The following is a 17,424-nucleotide window of genomic DNA, read 5'->3' on the forward strand; positions in this document are numbered from 1 at the left end:
CAATTCCTTTTTTTCACTCGCAGAATCACAACATTTCTACGAATTTGGAACTAGAAAATTGACTTTTTTTGAAGCATTATCGTTCCTTTGCATAAAACAGTGAAAAATATTGAAAACACTTTTGTAGAGGTAGCGCAAAAATCACCGCAAAAATTGCATTTAAAATCAGAGTTGCATAAAATCGTTCGGCTAAGAAACGCCCCATTAGCATATCGGATACCCCGATAATTGTATTAATGCCATATACATAAAACTCAATAATGGCAACTGCGATCAAACAAATTAAAAGCACCACTAACAAATTGTTTTGCCAAATCTTTATAAGCTGTGACACGATATAGCAAACGGCTGGTAAGCCAAGTGCATAAATACCCAGTACGTCCGTAAAGGCAATATCATATAAAAATCCAAAAACAATCCCAAAAATCATCGCCTGCTTGCGATTAATATAGATGGTCATAAATACGAGCGCAATTAAAACAAAGCGCGGCGATAAAAGCCAGTCTCGAAAAGCTGGCTGCATCGCAACAAAGTTCACAAAAATGCTTTCTAACATAAAAATAACTAGAATTATGAAAGGTAAGAGGAAGCGTTTCATCACTCTTCCTCCTCTGCTTCTAAGCTGTCTTCAGACATCACTGTACTTCTTTTAGCGACCATAACATGATCAAGATCGTATAAGTCCGTTGATGGCTTAATGTATGCTTTTTGTGTTAAACCGTACTCATCAGGCTCAATCTTCGTAATTTCTCCAATAACAAGTCCGCTTGGAAATACACCATCTTCGCCTCCAAGGCCAGAGGTAACAACTTTTTGTTTTTCTTTAATTTTAGCATCAAATGGAATTCGTCTTAATAAAAGAGCTTGTTCTTCTTCGTCGTATCCTTCAATTAAACCGTACACAGGTTTTTCCGCTTGAATCTTAGCCGATACGCGGTTGGTGCGATCGGATGAGCTAATTAATTGAACCGTTGAAGTAAACTGAGAAGCATGTTTCACCTTCCCAATTAGTCCACCTGGCGTAATCACGGCCATGTTTTCTTCAACATTGTGAACTTTTCCTTTATCAATGGCAATAACGTCATGCCAACGGTCTGGGTTTCGAGCGATAACCGTTGCTTCAATTGGATCGTAAGCTTTGAGGTCGCTTTCTTTATCCACTTGTTCACGCAGCTTATCATTTTCTGTTTCTAGCTCACTTACTTTCGCTTCTAATTGCATACGCTCATCAAGGCGTGCTTTTAGCACTTCATTTTCTTCATATGTACGCTTTAGGTCACCTACATTTTCAAAGAAACCCGCTACATACTGTGCGGGTTGGTGAAATGTAGCCTGAACAAGACCGACCGTGTCTTTCACAAACTGTTCAGGCCACGTTACATCTTTACGACCATTTAACGAAAAACCAATCAATGCCACTAATACAATAATACTAACTAACAAAATAACTAGACGCTTATTTAAAAAAAACTGTGGCACGATTTACACCTCTTACTGTTTAGCGATATGAATCGCTTGTACGATTTTTGAATAAATCAATATTATCTAATGCTTTTCCTGTTCCAATTGCTACGCAGTCTAACGGATCTTCTGCAATGACAACAGGCATATTTGTTTCTTCACTAATTACACGATCTAAATTACGCAGTAAAGCGCCACCGCCTGTTAATACAATTCCGCGGTCCATAATATCTGCCGCTAGTTCTGGTGGTGTTTTTTCAAGCGTACCTTTTACTGAATCAACAATTGCTGAAACCGTATCTTTCAGCGCATCAGCAATCTCTTCTGCTGAAATCTCAATTGTTTTTGGTAATCCAGTTAATAAGTCACGTCCACGAATTTCCATGTTGTCGATTCCTTCAGGGATACCTGCTGAACCAATTTCCACTTTTAACGCTTCTGACGTACGTTCACCAATCATAAGATTGTAATTTTTGCGAATATATTGGATGATTGCTTCATCCATTTCGTCTCCGGCAATACGGATTGACTGACATGTTACAATACCACCTAGTGAGATAATGGCTACTTCTGTGGTACCGCCACCGATATCAACAACCATGCTTCCTGTTGGTTCCCAAACAGGTAAATTCGCACCGATTGCTGCTGCGAATGGCTCTTCAATTGTATAAGCATCACGAGCGCCTGCTTGGCGAGTTGCGTCAATGACTGCGCGCTTCTCAACAGCCGTAATTCCCGATGGTACGCATACCATTACATAAGGCTTGCCAGCAAACAAACTTTTTGTCTTTTGCGCTTGTTTGATGTAATATTTCATCATTGTTGCTGTTGTTTCATAATCTGCAATTACTCCATCTTTCATAGGACGAAGTGCTACAACATTTCCAGGTGTACGACCAATCATATTTTTCGCATCATTACCAACCGCTACGATTTGCTTTGTATCTGTTTGTAATGCTACAACTGACGGTTCACGTACAACGATTCCTTTTCCTTTAACATAAACAAGTGTATTTGCAGTACCTAAATCTATTCCAAGGTCTCTAGTACCGATTCCAAACATGTGTCTCTTCCTTTCTCTTACCGAAATGCAAAGGCTAAACCCTCTCAGTCGATTTCACCATTTCATTACTAACATTTTTTATTTTCTATACTTCTTTTATAGATGTCAACGCCAAATATTGTATGATATATTTTCATACTTTGTCTATTAATAACCGATGATTGTAAAGAACTTGTCATTTAAAATCATGACTACTATTATAACTCAAGGAAATTAAAAAGCATAGCATTACATATATCCTTTTTCTTTTAAGCTAATATATTTTCTATCCCCGATAATTAAATGGTCTAAAAGTTCAATACCAATGATTAATCCACACTCTTGTAAGCGTTTAGTCACATCGATATCTTCTCGACTAGGTGTAGGGTCTCCGGAAGGATGATTGTGTACACAAATAATAGAGGCTGCCGAGCGACGGAAAGCTTCTTTAAAGACTTCACGGGGGTGTACAATCGATGAATTGAGGCTACCAATAAAAATGGTTTGTTTATGAAGAACCTGATTTTTCGTATTTAAGTAAAGACAGACAAAATGCTCTTGAAGTAATGTACGCATTTCTTCCATTACGTAATTTGCTCCATCTTCTGGGCTTCGAATAGCATACTTTACTCCTGTTTTCACCTGAGCCATTCGCTTTCCGAGTTCAATCGCAGCAATAAGGTGAACTGCTTTTGCTTGTCCAATCCCCTTCATTCTTACCATTTCATCCAGCGTTGCATTTTGCAATAGCTCCAATCCATCAAAATAGCGAAGGATTCGGTTGGCAAGTTGAAGAACGGATTCTTCTTTCGTTCCTGTTCGAAGCAGGATAGAGATAAGCTCGTGATTTGATAAACTGGAAGCACCTTTTAGCATGAGGCGCTCCCTTGGTCTTTCTTCATATGGAAAATCTTTCATTATCAATGACTCATTCATCAAATGGTTTCCCTCCTCAAATGGAGTAGACAAAACCACGCTTTCTCAGTTCTCTTATTGTGCGAGACAATGGCAGACCAACAACAGAGAAGTAATCACCTTGAATGCTTTTGACAAACACAGCTCCTAGGCCTTGTATACCGTACGAGCCCGCCTTGTCCATTGGCTCACCCGTTCGAACGTACTGCGTAATTTCATCTACTGTTAACGGCCAAAATTCAACATCTGTTTTTTCATAAAATGTCTGAACTTGCTCACCTTCCACAAGAGCCACTCCTGTGAGCACTTGATGTTTTTTTCCTGAAAGCATCTCTAAAGTTTTAACTGCTTCTGCTTCGCTAGCTGGCTTTCCTAAAATACTGTCTTTGTACACAACAACCGTATCGGATCCTAGCACAATATGATTCGGATACAGAGTTGCAACATCAGACGCTTTTTGCAACGCTAAGTCCATCACCACTTCAGACGGTGAATAGTTGTGATTAACTTTTTCATCAACGTTGCTTACATGTACGGAAAAAGGAATGTGAAGCTGCTGTAGCAGTTCTTTACGACGAGGAGAGCCAGAGGCTAATATTAATTCTTTGTTCATTGATCTCAACCTTTACACTTCGAATATTTGAAAAAAAGAACACATCTCAATTTTAACAAGATTAACTATTTTTTACAATAAACAAATCAGGTAGCAAGCGCCACCTGATTTACTTTTTAATAATTTGCTGATACTGAACAAGGGACGTTAGCATATACTTTGTCGCTTGATCACCATCGCTTTTTTTACTAGACTGATTAAATGACTCAAGAGAGGAAACCGATTGTTCTAGCGTTTTAATTAGCTTTCCTATCTCTTTATTATCCGTTTGCTCTTGGATTTTATCCAGTTCTTTCTTAACTTCACTCACGCTTGACGCTTTGTTTCCTTCCACTACTTTTCCCACTTGATCCATCACATTGGCCATAAATGGTTGAAGCGTGGACATCACTTTTTCGTCACTTTCTTCCAGCTGAGCAGCACCTTTCATCTCATATGATTTTACATAGGCGTCTTCACCACTTTTTTTATAGGCATCGCTCAGTTCTTTAGCCTTTGCTTCACTCGTACTAGCACCTACGACAATGGTATAGGCATTGCTTTGACCAAACACAACGCTTTCTCCGCTTAGACTTTCTTTTGCTTTTGCTGCCGCTTCTTTTGAAGAGAAAACACCTGCTTGTACAATATAGATTGGGAAAGCATCAACCGTGGCCGTTGCCCCAGGCTTTGCGTCTTCTTTCAGTTCTTTTTCAGTCGCTTTTGTTTGCTCCGAATGATCGGTCACTGCGGAGTTAACCGCAACTGCGGATGGGCTCTGACTGACTGGAGACGGCTGCTTATCATTTGTAATCGTATTTAAACCAAACATTCCAAACCCGACGCCAACGGTAACCGCTAGTCCTACAATCACAATAAATTTCCTCGCTGCTGAAAACGATGATTTCTTGATGGATATTTTTCCTACTTGCTCTTTCGGTTTTTTCGGCTGTTTTTTCTTTTCGTTGCGCACTTCTTCAATTGAAACGACTTTGCGCTCAGACACCTCGACTTTTTCCGGAAGAACCCACACTACCTCTTCTTCCTTTTCCTTAGGCGTATCCGTATCCTTTATGTTCTTTTCCCTACCATTAATTTTGACCGTAACTTTTGGATTTTGCTTGTCCACCTTTTCACCACCTTTTGCTGCCTAACACATACACTTTTTACCATGCTATCATAGACGACAAAAAAAATAACAAGACATTTGTCGTCTTGTTATAAAAGGTTTCGCTATTTTATTACACGATTTTTAATTTTGTCGACCGCAAGCTCCGATGACAAAATGCCTACTCCGTCCTCTTGGCAAAGTACTTTTGTATCACTCTTTAGGCAAACATAGTAATTTAAGCGATTATCTTCAAAGCGAATCTCTACAAATGAACCGTCAGCATCTTCTGTTGTCGTCCATTCTTTATTCGTATAAGGGTCCATCAGCGGCTCAAGATAATCTTCTTCAATCAATTCTTGATACGTCAGCTTCCCTTCCACTTTTCCATCTAAGATCACTTCGTTTGAACGCTTATGTAAAGTGGCTGACTCCTTCATAGCAATAGCGTTAGCTACGAACGCTTGACCTTTTGATTGTTGAATGACCTTACTTGTAAGGAGAAATGCCACCGCTGCTACAATTCCTAAAATTACAAGAACCGCTAGAACTTCAATCAGCGTCAGTCCTCGTTCATCTTTATGTATCAACTTCATTAATGATTACCTAATGTTTGAAATGGATCAGCTTTGTTTCCCGCTTCTGGTATGTCGATTGCTGGGATTTTATCACGTAAATTCTCTAACGAAGGGTAATAAAATGTTGATAGCATTAGCTCATATCGCAGCACGGGGTCTTCTACATCAGAAATGGTCTTTGCATCCTGTGGTCCATCAAACGTAATCGCTTCGACTTGGGTGATGCGCTTTGAAGACTCCATCGTCTGTAAAAATGTCAAGAGGTCATCATATCGCTTCGATTCTACCGTGACGGTGACTTTGGTCTGCTGTAAGCCTGCCGGAGTGACAGCCCCTTCAGCAGGCTGCGCTTCATCCTCAGCGCTTTGTTCGCCTGCAGGTGAAGAAATCCCTTCTCCATCAGCAAAATTCATCTCATCAATGACGCTATCGGACACCACTTCAGCTTTTTGCAGTTCGAGCATAAACTGTTCGGTAAACGGCTGTACGGGTACTTGTTTTTGTAGCTCCACGCTGCTTTTCAAAAGGGCTTTCGGCTTATTTGCCCCGCTTTCATTCAACGATTTTAAAATTTTCTGTTCCGCTTCAAGCTCCTCTTCAAGCGTCTGAACATTTGTTTTTAACGGTGATAAAAACTGAAAATATAAAATCACAAGGAGGGATGCCATAACAACAAAAGTTGAGGCACCGATAATCCACTGTTTGTTGGATAGTCCCATCATCATTGGTCCTCCTTTTCTTTTTCTTTCTTGACAAGGTTGCCTACGGCTTTTCGATCAATCTGAACACTATACGTTGCAACATAGCGCGGAATAATGCTTTCTTCACTTTGAATCGTTTTATCTTCGTTCTCTTTTTCACTTTTTTCAGCTTCCACCGTTAACACCTGCGCATCTTTTACAATCGATACATCATTTTTTAATCGGCTTAAATAATAGGAGCTCTGGCGCTGTTCGTCGAATTGAATTTGAATTTCTACCGTCTCGTTTTCTGCACTGTACGCAAATCGTTTAAGAAAGCCTCGGTCAGGGAGCGCAGCCGTAAACTCTTTGATAATTGGAACAGTTTTCATCGGGTAGCTCTGCGCCCATTCAATCGCTGAAACAAGCTCTTCAACTTCCTTGCCGTCGTTGCTTTTTTGAAGCTGCGCTTTTTTGACAGCTTGGTCAGCCTGTACTTCTTGAATCGCTATCGTTGCTGACTGCTCTTTTTCTACTAAACTAAAATACTCCCAAATGATAAAGCTCCCCACCAACAGCACTAGCGCAGCAATGGTAACTAGCCCCCAAACAAACAGCTTATTTCCACGTTCTTTTTGGGGCAAGAGATTAATTTCAACAAGCATCATCTCACCTCTTTCAGTGCCAAGCCAAGCGGCAAATGAAAGCTGGGCTTCACGTCGTCTATCAACTCTTGACGACTCATTCCATGGTTAATCACTTCAAATGGAATGCTAACAGCTTCTTGCATTTGCTCCATTAACTCATGAATATAGGGATGGTCACCGGTCACAAAAACTTTGGAGATGAGTTGTTCACCTTTATTAATAGAAAATTGATAAAAGCTAACGATTCGCTCTAGCTCTTGAATAGCTTCATAGAATGCTTGTATTTGCTCATGTTTGTCACCATAAAACTGCAGAGAATTTTTGTCTCCTTCTTGCTCCACTGTCCAGCCGTTACAGTACTCTCCAACTGACATATGGCGCATAAAGACGGGACGATGGTTCGCAAATAAGCTGGCATTCATGCTAAACGAATCCACTTGCAAAACCATATAGTGCGCCTGAGAGCGAACGAGGTCAGCCTGGAAGAAAAGTCGGTATGTACTAAGCGAAGACAAGTCCGCAACGACCGGCTTTAACTTCGCTTTTTTCATCAGTTCCATATAGCTAACAACCGTATCTTCTCGCGCAGCAAAAAGCGTGATTTCCGTTTGCTTTTCTGTTTTTTGATGAATAACGTAGTCAAAAATAGCTTCTTCAAACGGCAAATGAATCGTAGCGCCAAGTTCCATAAACAAATACGTTCGAATCTCCTCTTCCTTCACGTGCTCTGGAAGCTGCTGCTGCCGGATAACCACCTGGTTATCCGGAACAATAAAGCGCACTTTCACCTTTTTAATTTTCCAATCTCTCACGCATTCATCTAAAATAAACAGCAACGACTCTTCATCCACAATTTTCCCCTGCTGAATTAAGCCATGAGGTAAATGACGCTCATGCTGTTTCGAAATAACAAACGGACTTGCTTGTTTCACTTCAATATATCGAATGACATGGTCTTTAATAATCAAATTGCCTATTTTACTTTTCATTGACGGAAGTCGTAAGGCCATGGTTGTTCACCTGCTAAATTAAAAATGTAAAGTACCAGTTTATCAGAAAATCACCATAAAAATATGCAACAAGCGTTCCTCCTGCAATCGATGGGCCAAATGGCATTGGTTTTCCGCGTTGGACTTTCCCTACTATCATACCAAATATTCCAACAATTGTACCGATTACCGCGGCTAAAAAGAAGGACAAGAGCACGAGCTTAAATCCGAGCACAAGCCCAAGCACTCCGTATAGCTTAATATCGCCTCCTCCCATGCCACCTTTGCTAACGAGAGCAATCAAAAGGAGCAGTCCAAAGCCAGCTGCAGCACCTAGAAGCATATCCCACCAAGGGTCGAGCGGAACAAACAGTCTAAGAACGACTACAACCGGCAAGAAAAACAGCAGCACTTTATCCGGAATGAGCATATACGCCAAATCGGATACCACCACAATCATCAGGAGCGATACAAGAGTCCACGCAACAAGCGTTTCCCACTGAAAGCCATATAAACGAAATGACAGGACAAATAGTATGCCTGTCAAAAGTTCCACCATCGGATATTTAATTGAAATCGACGTCCCGCAGCTGCGGCACTTCCCTTTTTGAATCAAATACGACAGCACCGGCACCAGCTCGCGAGCTGTTAAAACGTGCTGACAGCTCGGGCAGCTAGACCGTGGCCTCACAATTGACTCCCTGGCCGGAATGCGTAAGCCGACTACGTTGTAGAAGGAGCCTAGGATGAGACCTAGGGTTAGAATGTAGCAATAAAAATATATCATTAGTTTGTAATTTCTAAAGATTTCCCACTAGCTTTAATACCCTTAATTGTTGCATTCTCAAATTTAATTGTTTTACTTCCTGCATCGCCCTCAGCAGTTAATTCGTACTTGCCATCTGTATAGCTCACTTCATAAGTACCGAATCCTTCACCTTCAAAGTCTACATATTCAGCCAAGACTTCTTGATTCATCGTGTTTTCACTTCCATTTTCTACGTTATTAGAAGCCATGTATACTTTGGCAGCATTTAATACCTGAATCGCATCAGCCTTCACCGCATCCTCACGAGACTTCTGAATAATCCCACCAATACTTGGAATAGCAATCGCTGCGATGATACCCAGGATAACGATTACGGCTAGTAGCTCGATAAGCGTTAATCCTTTTTCATTTTTCAAGAACTTTTTCATCATGTGTTTCTCTCCTTTTCCTTTGTACATTTTGCATAAATCCACCGTTTGACTTGAAAATGGAACCGATGAGCATTGAGCTTTTGTGCTTGTACTACATTCTGTTCTCTATTCTGTTGAATATGTAAAAAATCAGCAGAATCAGGACCATAAACCCTCATACTTTATAACTAGTAAAAAAGTAAAGAAAATACCATGCTGCAAACGTCATGGTAGATGAAGATTTCATTTGTTCCTATCATGCTGATTTCTTATCCCGATTGAAATCACACAATGGATTTATAGGTCATTTTATTCATTTTTTTCATTATACAATGATTTACAAAATATGAAAATAGTTTTAGTACGAATCAACATGATTAAATAAATCAAACATCGGCACCATAATCGCTAGTACAATTGTCCCTACAAGTACAGCTAGTAAGACGATCATTAACGGTTCGATGAGAGACTTTAACCGATCCGTTGTCGTTTCAACTTCCGCTTCGTAGAAATCTGCCACTTTGCTTAACATCGTATCGAGTGCACCCGTTTCTTCACCAACTAAAATCATGCGCGTCACAAGCGGTGGAAATACCCAGTGTTTTTCCATCGGTTCGGTAAGGGAAGCTCCTTTTTCAAGAGACGTTCGCGCTTTTTTTAATACTTGAGATACAACTTCGTTCCCAATAACGCCTTCAACGGTGTGAATGGCTTGTAAAATTGGCACGGAGCTTGAAAACAGCGAGCTTAGCGTTCGCGTAAACCGAGCGATAGCCGCTTTTTGCAGCATTGGTCCAAATACGGGAAGCTTTAACATGGCATAGTCTAAATAATACTTTGTTTGTGGGCGCTTATATAAAAGTGAAAGTCCTACTGCAATGATGCTAGATAAACCAACAATTACCCACCAAAATTTTTGCATAAATTCACTTGAAGCCAATACAAACTTCGTAATGGCTGGAAGCTCAGCTCCGAAATCTTTGAACATATCTACAAACATTGGCACAACGGATACAAGCAAGAAAATGACGACGGCAATGGCCACGACGCCCACCGCTGCTGGATAAGCCAGTGCTGAGATAATCTTTTGTCGCGTGCGGTGCTGCTTTTCAAAATAATCGGCTAGGCGTTCAAGCGTTTCATCGAGATTACCGGCTACTTCACCTGCTTTAACCATGTTAATAAACATGCTTGGAAACGCATGAGGAAATTTCGCACAAGCTGAGGATAGCGCATTTCCTTCCCGAATTTCTTCTTCAATTTGTACAAGCGCTCGCTGTAGTAGTTTACTTTCGGTTTGAGCAGATAAGATACGCGTCGACTCTACAACCGTCACTCCCGCCTTTAAAAGCGTTGAAAACTGGCGTAGATAAATGACAAAATCATAGAGCTTCACCTTATTGCCTAGGTTGATTTCTTTATTTAACAAGGTCTGCTCTACTTCTTGTACATGAGAAACGCGAATTCCTTTTTCACGCAGCAGCATCACGGCATCACGCTTGGATGAAGTCGTGATTTTCCCGCGCTTTTTTCTTCCGTTCACGTCTTTTCCTTCGTACTGAAACTGCACCATTAGCTAACCGCCTCGTTGACATACGGTTCCGCTACTTTTTTCGTAATCACACCCGCTTGCAAAAGCTCATTGACCGACTGAGCGAGTGTATGCATGCCAAGAGAACGACTTGTTTGCATAACGTTTGGAATTTGATGAATTTTTTCACTGCGAATCAGGTTGGATACAGCTGGATTATTCATTAAAATTTCCGTTGCGCACGTGCGATTTTGCAAGTCCGTCGTTGGCAGCAAACGCTGTGAAATGACGCTCACGAGCACCGAAGAGAGCTGGACGCGGATTTGCTCCTGCTGCGCAGCTGGGAATACGTCAATAATACGGTTAATCGTTGCCGGTGCGCTTGACGTATGCAGCGTAGCGAGCACTAAGTGTCCGGTTTCAGCTGCCGTAATGGCAGTATGAATCGTTTCTAGGTCGCGAAGCTCTCCCACTAGAATAACGTCAGGATCCTGACGAAGCGAAGCGCGCAGACCGTTGGCAAAGCTGTGTGTATCAAACCCCACTTCCCGCTGATCAATAATGCAGCTACCGTGGCGATGTAAGTACTCAATCGGATCTTCTAGCGTAATAATATGACGACTTGCCGTACGATTCATAAAATCGATCATAGACGCAAGCGTTGTTGACTTCCCACTTCCCGTTGGTCCAGTCACAAGAACAAGTCCCTGAGATTTCGTCGTAATTGTTTTTAATACTTCCGGAAGCTTTAAATCTTCTAAACTCGGAATCTTCGTAGGCACAATTCGAATGGCAATTGAAATTGAACCGCGCTGATGATAAGCGTTGACGCGAAAGCGCGATAATCCTTCCACAGCGTATGAAAAATCGAGCTCGCCTTTTTCTTTGAAGTCTCCCCATCTTATTGGATCAATAATATTCTTTGCCATCTCTTCAAGCTCTTCTGGAACTAAATTTTCTTTTCCATAGCGCTTTAAAGCACCGTTGATGCGAAAAATCGGCGGGACGCCTGCAGTTAAATGTACGTCTGACGCCTTTAGCTGGAATGCACTTCTCATTAAATGTTCCACTTTGCTTCTCATTATCGTTCACCTCATTCTAACGTTGACACACGCAGAACTTCTTCCGTAGTCGTCAACCCTTGTTTCACTTTTACCAATCCGTCATCCATCAAGAAAATCATTTTATTTTTCACCGCTAGAGCACGAAGTTGACTAAATGGTTCTTTATTTAAAATAGCCTGCTTTATCTCCTCATTCATCACCATGAGTTCGTGAATGGCAATTCGACCTTTATACCCTGTCATGTTACACGTTCCGCACCCTTTTCCATACGTAACGCGATCGATTGAAATTCCTCTGCGTGCAAAGATATCACGCTCGCTTGCAGACGGCTCGCGAACACTTTGACAGTCTCTGCAAATTCGTCGAACGAGACGCTGAGATACAACGCCAGCTAGTGATGTCGCCACTAAAAACGGTTCTACTCCCATATCCATCAGTCGAGTAATTGTACTGAGCGCATCATTAGTGTGAAGCGTGCTAAATACAAGGTGCCCGGTTAAGGATGCGCGAATGGCAATATCAGCCGTTTCTTTATCACGCACCTCTCCAACCATGATGATATTAGGGTCCTGCCGCAAAATTGAGCGAAGTCCTGCTGAAAAGGTTAGGCCCACAGCAGGATTTACTTGAATTTGGTTTATTCCTTCAAGCTGATACTCCACTGGATCTTCTACCGTAATGATGTTCGTTTCTTCTTTGTTGAGGTAGTTTAGCGCCGCATATAGCGTGGAAGATTTCCCCGATCCTGTTGGACCTGTGATGAGCACAATGCCGTTTGGCTGCTCAATCATTTTCAAAAAACGTTTTAAGTTTAAGCTGTTAAACCCAAGCTTATGAATGCTTTTTAATGAGCTCCCTAAGTCTAATACACGCATAACAATTTTTTCACCATATACGGTCGGAAGCGTTGAGACACGCAAATCGATTGGCTTTAAATCTAAATTCATTTTAATTCGACCATCCTGTGGAACGCGATGCTCGGTAATATCAAGGTTCGCCATAATTTTAATTCGAGCCGTGAGCATCCCTTGAAGATTTTTGGGCAAAACTCGTTCCACACGAAGCATGCCGTCCACGCGATAGCGAATGGACAGCTTTTTTTCATGAGGGTCGATATGGATGTCACTTGCTTTTTGCTGAACGGCATTTGCAATAAGCTGATTCACAAGGCGCACTACAGGAGAGTCACCGTCAGTTACCGTTTCCTCTTCTTGCCCCTGGACATTCTTTTGAAGCAGCGCAAACTCTTCCACGTCATCATCAAGGTCATAGTACTTTGAAATCGTTCGTAAAATTTCTTCTTTGGATACAATAGCCGTTTCAATTTGAAATCCTGTTGACAACCGGAGGTCATCAATCGCAAAAAAATCCATCGGGTCGGCCATCGCCACTAACAAGCGGTTCTCTTCCTTCCTTAACGGCACAACCATGTTACGCTTTGCAAAGTCATGCGTAATGAGAGAAAAAAGCGACTCATCAAAAGGGTAGCCATACAAGCTAACGTGGGGAATTCCAAGCTGAAATTCCAGCACTTGAATGAGCTGCTGTTCGGTAAGATAACCGCGTTCTAAAAGAGCATCTCCCAGCTTTTGCCCTTCTTTTTTTTCGCTTAAAGCTTCTGTTAACTGAGCTTCTGTAATCAAATTTGCTTCTAAAAGCAAATCGCCAAGTCGTTTACGCTCATGCATCACTTTCATCCTTTACACACATTATGGTTTTTCAGGTTCCTTTACGTCAGCTGTTCCGTTCATAATTTGCTCACGCTCTTTGTTCACAGCTTGTTCATTAGCATTAGTCGTTTTTTTTTCTGCCTCGCTGGTCGTGCTGTTATTCTTAGGTGGACCTTCATTCCCGTTTGAAGAACTAGCTGAAGAATTTCCAGAAGAGTCATTTGATTCAGACTTATCATTTGATTCTTTTGCTGCGTCCTCATCTACTTTAGAGCTACTGCTTTCAGATGAATCCATGTCTTGGCTATTATCGCTATCTTCTTCATCAATAATTAAGCCTCGCTGCTCAACTTTGTTTTCAGGCGGGTAGAAATCATCTGATAACAGATTAGATGCAATAACTGCGTCTCCATCTGTTACCGTTCGCTCGACTTTAATTGCCAATCCGTTTTTGCCCATCGTTTCAATATTAGTGACGTTTGGAGAAAGCATTGCTGTATATTGTACAATTGTTCGTGGCTCATACTCCTTCCGCTCTTTCACTGCTGTTTCGTATGTATAAAAAAACGGTTCACCTACTAACTTAGTTGTTAGACGTCCTTGGTCAAGCTCAAAGGTTAATGTATAGTCGGATTGATTGCTGTTAAAGAATGCTAAATCCAGCTTGCCTGGCGAAATACGAGCCTCAAATCCGGGATCAATATAATCAGGAATTTCACTGCCAATGTGACGTTCCAATATATCAAAATTCGAATAAGTAATTGTTTCATATATCGAAGACCCAACTAAACTTAGACTATCTGGAGATAGATTCTCAAGCTGATGCTTTTGAATTAGTTCGTTTAGCGAGACCGTTTTTTGTGCGGGTATCTTCAGCTGCTTCAGTTCATCTAACCAGCTTTGGATATCAGCCATTTCTTTACTCGTCACGGCTACGGTTGACTGTGCCAGCACTTCTTTTGTCTGACTAGACTCCGGTAAAAATGACTCCAATGAGAGCAACTCGTTGCTAGGGGATAGCATGCTAGCTTGCGTATGCAGTTGCCTTTTTAAACGATCCATCTGCAAGTTATCTTTATCCTCTGGGTCATTTTGAAATGAGCTTAAGAATGCTGCTAGCAGTTCTTCATTCACTTTTACTGACACAGGCGTTTCTTTTCCTGTCTGCGCCACAGCAAATGTATCGTTAAGATAAAATGAAAATACATCCATTGGTAATGTTTCGCTTTTCTCTTTGTACTGAATGTCAATTGTTTGTGTAGCTTTCCATTTTTCAATAGATGCTTTAACTTCTTCTTTTGCCTGTGCAGTTGACATTTCAGCTACATCAATACTGCCAATTTTTGTACCTGGTTTATACGCACCATCGCTTCCGAATAAACGATCGTACGCATAAACACCAAGGTTTGAAAAGCTTAACAAATATGCGGTACAAAATGTCAGTAGCAGAAAAATGCGGAGAAAATGTTCATTTCTCACACTAAGTTCCTCCTAATTATTCAGTTACATTCATCGATAGTTCAACAAACGTGCTCGGACCTTCTTCCTGAGCTTTTTCTACATCTTCACGTTTTAGCGTTGTACCACCTTCAAACAGCATGTTTCCTTGCTGGTCATGAATATCTTTTAACAGCGTCTTACCGATAAGCAGCTGTACCTGTTTTTCTTTTAAACCATCCGCTTGCTGCAGTGCTTTGTTGTCTACTTCTGTTGGATTTGGAGCTGGTGCTGGCGCTTCAACAACTGAAATGATTTGCTCCGCTTCTTCATCAGCAGATAAGACTTTTAACTCAGAAGCTTCAGCTACAAGTGCCTCTTCAGCATTCTCAGTCACAATAACCATTTGTTTACCAAGGGTTACAACTTCTCCCATCGGTAAAATAACTTCGCGATCACCCATTTTTAAGGTTAATCCCAGGATTTGACCGTTATCATCATTTACGTGGTACTCAATAATTTCACCTAAAAGATGTCCTTTACGAGTCATAACTCGGGAACCAATTAGCCCTACTTTTTTATTGAAAAGCTGGTTTGCAATTGGAATTTCACTAAGGTCCATAATTGCATTGCCGTGCTCTACAGTGACAGCATACTCCCCAACACCGATGACTTTTTTAAACGGAATCGCTTTAACTCCTACTTGCCATTCTTCTTGTTGGGTTGTTAAAAAGTCGACTGAAAACTTCTCTGGGTTAATAATTAAGCTTTTGACTTGTCCAATTTCTTCTCCTTCTGAAATGCTAATAACAGGCAAGTTCAGAATTTCAACACTTTTTTTCATTATTTCTTAACACCTACTCCTTCAAGATTTGCTAATTCATGTAAGTAATTTAATTCTGCTAGTAAAATAGGATATTGTCCATACGCCTCTTTTACTATTTCAATCTGTGTAGTAGCGTTTTGTGACTCATGACTGTCAATATAATGCTGGATAAGTAAGCGATGTAGCACATATTTCTCATGAGCTGGCAGAGCTGTATGAATATATTGATGAAGCGTATCTTCATATTGTTCTTTCGTTTGCTGATATTTACACCATTCAATTTGCTCTAGAATGGTTTGCCATAGAGCTGCGTTCATAGAAGCCGTCACTGCTGCTTGCTTTGGTTCTTGTGATTCTTCGCTGATTTCTTGCTCTTTCTCACTAGCTCCTTGATATTCTTCTACTACGTCTACGTGTTCTTCACTCAAATTAGTGACTATGTCCAGCTCATCACTGTCTTGTTCTTCGGCTACAGTGCTCTCTTCCATTACTTCTTCACGCACTTCTTCTAGATCATTGTGCTCTTCCTGGCGACGAGTTTCAGGTTCACTTGTCAGCATACCTTCATGATGCACTTCTTCATCATGCGATTCTTCACCGTCTTTTCGTGCATTATCTACTCCTTCAGCAAGTTCACTGACTTCTAGCTGATTTGTTTCGATTTCTTCTATCAGAGCTTCATGAAGTTCTTCCTTTTCGAAGCCTGCAAGCTGTTGTTCTTCAAGAAGTTCGATAAGCGGTTCTTGATGATTATTTTCTAGCGGCATTACTTCCTCTTCAAGAATCGTCATATCGCTTATCAGGTCCTCTAATTCTTCAACTTCTTCACTCACGACGAAATCGTCATCTTCGACTGTAATATCATTCAATAAATCATGGAGATGACTTTCTCCTTCATGATTTGAATCTCGCTCACTAGGAAACTCATTTTCGTTTACATTCATATGATTTAAGTACTCTAGTAGTTTTTCATCTTCCAGGACATCTGGCACATGATCTTGTTGTTCTTCATTCCTCTGTTCAATAGAAGATAATTCTTCATGTAAAAGCATGTCTAATTCTGCCGTTGTTAGCGGAGCTAACGTTTCTTCTTGTTGGAAGGGTTCTTCTAATACAACTGGTAAGGCGTTATCTTCATTCACCTCATCGATTTCCTGCAATGGTTCGATATGTTCAGCTGATGTAACGTTGAATTGATCATGCTCACTCTTCTGTTCAACAGAGGTTGAATCTTGATGTAATAATACATCGAGGTCTGCAGTTTCAAATGAATTAACCGTTTGTTTTGTATCGATATCAAGGTAGAAGTCATCTTTATTCCTATCTTGGTGAACCGATTCAGCATCATGAGGTACACTAGGTAGCTTTGATTGATGATTCGTCATGGCGTTTACGTGCAGCTGATAATCATCATCTTCATCTGCGGAAGTCTCAGCTCCCATTAACAAAGCAGGACGTTTACTGAATAAATAAGCAATGCATAAAATTAACAGCAATAACGTCAAAAGCATTCCTTTAATAGAAAGAAAAACGTTTGTGATTAGCCCCACAATCGCTAGTATGACAGAAGCACTAAAAATAGCCACTCTACCATTTTTGTTATACGGTAAAGGCAGGTAATATAAAACAAAAAATAAAACAATAGAACTAATACTAATTAATAAAAAAGAAATCAAAGGCCTTCACTTCCTACTAAAAGAATAGA

General features: G+C 40.8%; 18 protein-coding genes. All 18 read right to left on the reverse strand.

Features of this window, described 5'->3' with window-relative positions; genetic code table 11:
* Window positions 1-76 precede the first annotated feature (76 nt).
* The 18 genes from mreD to LZP85_RS16130 all read right to left on the reverse strand — a co-directional run bounded on the left by mreD (window position 77) and on the right by LZP85_RS16130 (window position 17,395).
* Complete coding sequence (mreD, locus tag LZP85_RS16045; protein ID WP_119543587.1) at window positions 77-598, reverse strand: rod shape-determining protein MreD; 522 nt, start codon at window positions 596-598, stop codon at window positions 77-79.
* Complete coding sequence (gene mreC / locus LZP85_RS16050) at window positions 598-1,479, reverse strand: rod shape-determining protein MreC (RefSeq protein ID WP_119543586.1); 882 nt, start codon at window positions 1,477-1,479, stop codon at window positions 598-600. Before mreC ends, mreD begins: the two co-directional genes overlap by 1 nt.
* 19 nt (window positions 1,480-1,498) lie before the next feature.
* Window positions 1,499-2,524, reverse strand: a complete 1,026-nt coding sequence (locus LZP85_RS16055) for a rod shape-determining protein (RefSeq protein ID WP_025908534.1) — start codon at window positions 2,522-2,524, stop codon at window positions 1,499-1,501.
* A gap of 228 nt (window positions 2,525-2,752) precedes the next feature.
* Complete coding sequence (gene radC / locus LZP85_RS16060; protein WP_119543585.1) at window positions 2,753-3,439, reverse strand: RadC family protein; 687 nt, start codon at window positions 3,437-3,439, stop codon at window positions 2,753-2,755.
* A 16-nt stretch (window positions 3,440-3,455) separates the two neighbouring features.
* On the reverse strand, window positions 3,456-4,031 hold the full coding sequence (locus LZP85_RS16065) for a Maf family protein (protein WP_061785218.1): 576 nt from the start codon (window positions 4,029-4,031) through the stop codon (window positions 3,456-3,458).
* Window positions 4,032-4,140: 109 nt separating this feature from the next.
* On the reverse strand, window positions 4,141-5,139 hold the full coding sequence (locus LZP85_RS16070; RefSeq protein WP_119543584.1) for an SPOR domain-containing protein: 999 nt from the start codon (window positions 5,137-5,139) through the stop codon (window positions 4,141-4,143).
* A 104-nt stretch (window positions 5,140-5,243) separates the two neighbouring features.
* The gene (locus tag LZP85_RS16075; protein ID WP_119543583.1) at window positions 5,244-5,714 is read right to left on the reverse strand and encodes a type II secretion system protein; all 471 of its coding nucleotides are present in this window, start codon (window positions 5,712-5,714) and stop codon (window positions 5,244-5,246) included.
* Entirely contained in the window at window positions 5,714-6,421 is a 708-nt protein-coding gene (locus LZP85_RS16080) for a hypothetical protein (RefSeq protein ID WP_142925375.1), read from the reverse strand. Before LZP85_RS16080 ends, LZP85_RS16075 begins: the two co-directional genes overlap by 1 nt.
* The gene (locus LZP85_RS16085; RefSeq protein WP_142925374.1) at window positions 6,418-7,044 is read right to left on the reverse strand and encodes a hypothetical protein; all 627 of its coding nucleotides are present in this window, start codon (window positions 7,042-7,044) and stop codon (window positions 6,418-6,420) included. Before LZP85_RS16085 ends, LZP85_RS16080 begins: the two co-directional genes overlap by 4 nt.
* The gene (pilM, locus tag LZP85_RS16090) at window positions 7,041-8,033 is read right to left on the reverse strand and encodes a type IV pilus biogenesis protein PilM (protein WP_234561796.1); all 993 of its coding nucleotides are present in this window, start codon (window positions 8,031-8,033) and stop codon (window positions 7,041-7,043) included. Before pilM ends, LZP85_RS16085 begins: the two co-directional genes overlap by 4 nt.
* Before the next feature lie 13 nt (window positions 8,034-8,046).
* Window positions 8,047-8,799 (reverse strand): prepilin peptidase, encoded by a 753-nt coding sequence (locus LZP85_RS16095; RefSeq protein ID WP_234561798.1) that lies wholly within the window; start codon window positions 8,797-8,799, stop codon window positions 8,047-8,049.
* Window positions 8,799-9,212 (reverse strand): prepilin-type N-terminal cleavage/methylation domain-containing protein, encoded by a 414-nt coding sequence (locus LZP85_RS16100; RefSeq protein ID WP_234561800.1) that lies wholly within the window; start codon window positions 9,210-9,212, stop codon window positions 8,799-8,801. Before LZP85_RS16100 ends, LZP85_RS16095 begins: the two co-directional genes overlap by 1 nt.
* Before the next feature lie 337 nt (window positions 9,213-9,549).
* On the reverse strand, window positions 9,550-10,764 hold the full coding sequence (locus LZP85_RS16105; RefSeq protein ID WP_076512665.1) for a type II secretion system F family protein: 1,215 nt from the start codon (window positions 10,762-10,764) through the stop codon (window positions 9,550-9,552).
* On the reverse strand, window positions 10,764-11,804 hold the full coding sequence (locus LZP85_RS16110) for a type IV pilus twitching motility protein PilT (protein ID WP_206782145.1): 1,041 nt from the start codon (window positions 11,802-11,804) through the stop codon (window positions 10,764-10,766). Before LZP85_RS16110 ends, LZP85_RS16105 begins: the two co-directional genes overlap by 1 nt.
* Before the next feature lie 11 nt (window positions 11,805-11,815).
* Window positions 11,816-13,483: a GspE/PulE family protein gene (locus LZP85_RS16115; protein WP_206833172.1), complete on the reverse strand. Its 1,668-nt coding sequence runs from the start codon at window positions 13,481-13,483 to the stop codon at window positions 11,816-11,818.
* A gap of 12 nt (window positions 13,484-13,495) precedes the next feature.
* Window positions 13,496-14,935, reverse strand: coding sequence for a VanW family protein (locus LZP85_RS16120; protein WP_206782147.1), 1,440 nt, complete (start codon window positions 14,933-14,935; stop codon window positions 13,496-13,498).
* Between the two features lie 16 nt (window positions 14,936-14,951).
* Entirely contained in the window at window positions 14,952-15,737 is a 786-nt protein-coding gene (locus LZP85_RS16125; protein ID WP_076512661.1) for a PRC-barrel domain-containing protein, read from the reverse strand.
* On the reverse strand, window positions 15,737-17,395 hold the full coding sequence (locus tag LZP85_RS16130) for a hypothetical protein (protein WP_206782148.1): 1,659 nt from the start codon (window positions 17,393-17,395) through the stop codon (window positions 15,737-15,739). Before LZP85_RS16130 ends, LZP85_RS16125 begins: the two co-directional genes overlap by 1 nt.
* Between the last annotated feature and the right edge of the window lie 29 nt (window positions 17,396-17,424).

Source organism: Priestia flexa, from assembly GCF_021441905.1.
Classification (GTDB): domain Bacteria; phylum Bacillota; class Bacilli; order Bacillales; family Bacillaceae_H; genus Priestia; species Priestia flexa.

What these genes read in the sequence shown, in the direction of transcription:
- LZP85_RS16105 (WP_076512665.1), bottom strand. Translation starts at nt 10,764, where the DNA reads ATGGTGCAGTTTCAGTACGAAGGAAAAGACGTGAACGGAAGAAAAAAG.
- LZP85_RS16115 (WP_206833172.1), bottom strand. Translation starts at nt 13,483, where the DNA reads ATGAAAGTGATGCATGAGCGTAAACGACTTGGCGATTTGCTTTTAGAA.
- LZP85_RS16110 (WP_206782145.1), bottom strand. Translation starts at nt 11,804, where the DNA reads ATGAGAAGCAAAGTGGAACATTTAATGAGAAGTGCATTCCAGCTAAAG.
- LZP85_RS16055 (WP_025908534.1), bottom strand. Translation starts at nt 2,524, where the DNA reads ATGTTTGGAATCGGTACTAGAGACCTTGGAATAGATTTAGGTACTGCA.
- LZP85_RS16125 (WP_076512661.1), bottom strand. Translation starts at nt 15,737, where the DNA reads ATGAAAAAAAGTGTTGAAATTCTGAACTTGCCTGTTATTAGCATTTCA.
- LZP85_RS16075 (WP_119543583.1), bottom strand. Translation starts at nt 5,714, where the DNA reads ATGAAGTTGATACATAAAGATGAACGAGGACTGACGCTGATTGAAGTT.
- mreD (WP_119543587.1), bottom strand. Translation starts at nt 598, where the DNA reads ATGAAACGCTTCCTCTTACCTTTCATAATTCTAGTTATTTTTATGTTA.
- pilM (WP_234561796.1), bottom strand. Translation starts at nt 8,033, where the DNA reads ATGGCCTTACGACTTCCGTCAATGAAAAGTAAAATAGGCAATTTGATT.
- LZP85_RS16065 (WP_061785218.1), bottom strand. Translation starts at nt 4,031, where the DNA reads ATGAACAAAGAATTAATATTAGCCTCTGGCTCTCCTCGTCGTAAAGAA.
- LZP85_RS16085 (WP_142925374.1), bottom strand. Translation starts at nt 7,044, where the DNA reads ATGATGCTTGTTGAAATTAATCTCTTGCCCCAAAAAGAACGTGGAAAT.
- LZP85_RS16100 (WP_234561800.1), bottom strand. Translation starts at nt 9,212, where the DNA reads ATGATGAAAAAGTTCTTGAAAAATGAAAAAGGATTAACGCTTATCGAG.
- LZP85_RS16095 (WP_234561798.1), bottom strand. Translation starts at nt 8,799, where the DNA reads ATGATATATTTTTATTGCTACATTCTAACCCTAGGTCTCATCCTAGGC.
- LZP85_RS16080 (WP_142925375.1), bottom strand. Translation starts at nt 6,421, where the DNA reads ATGATGATGGGACTATCCAACAAACAGTGGATTATCGGTGCCTCAACT.
- radC (WP_119543585.1), bottom strand. Translation starts at nt 3,439, where the DNA reads ATGAATGAGTCATTGATAATGAAAGATTTTCCATATGAAGAAAGACCA.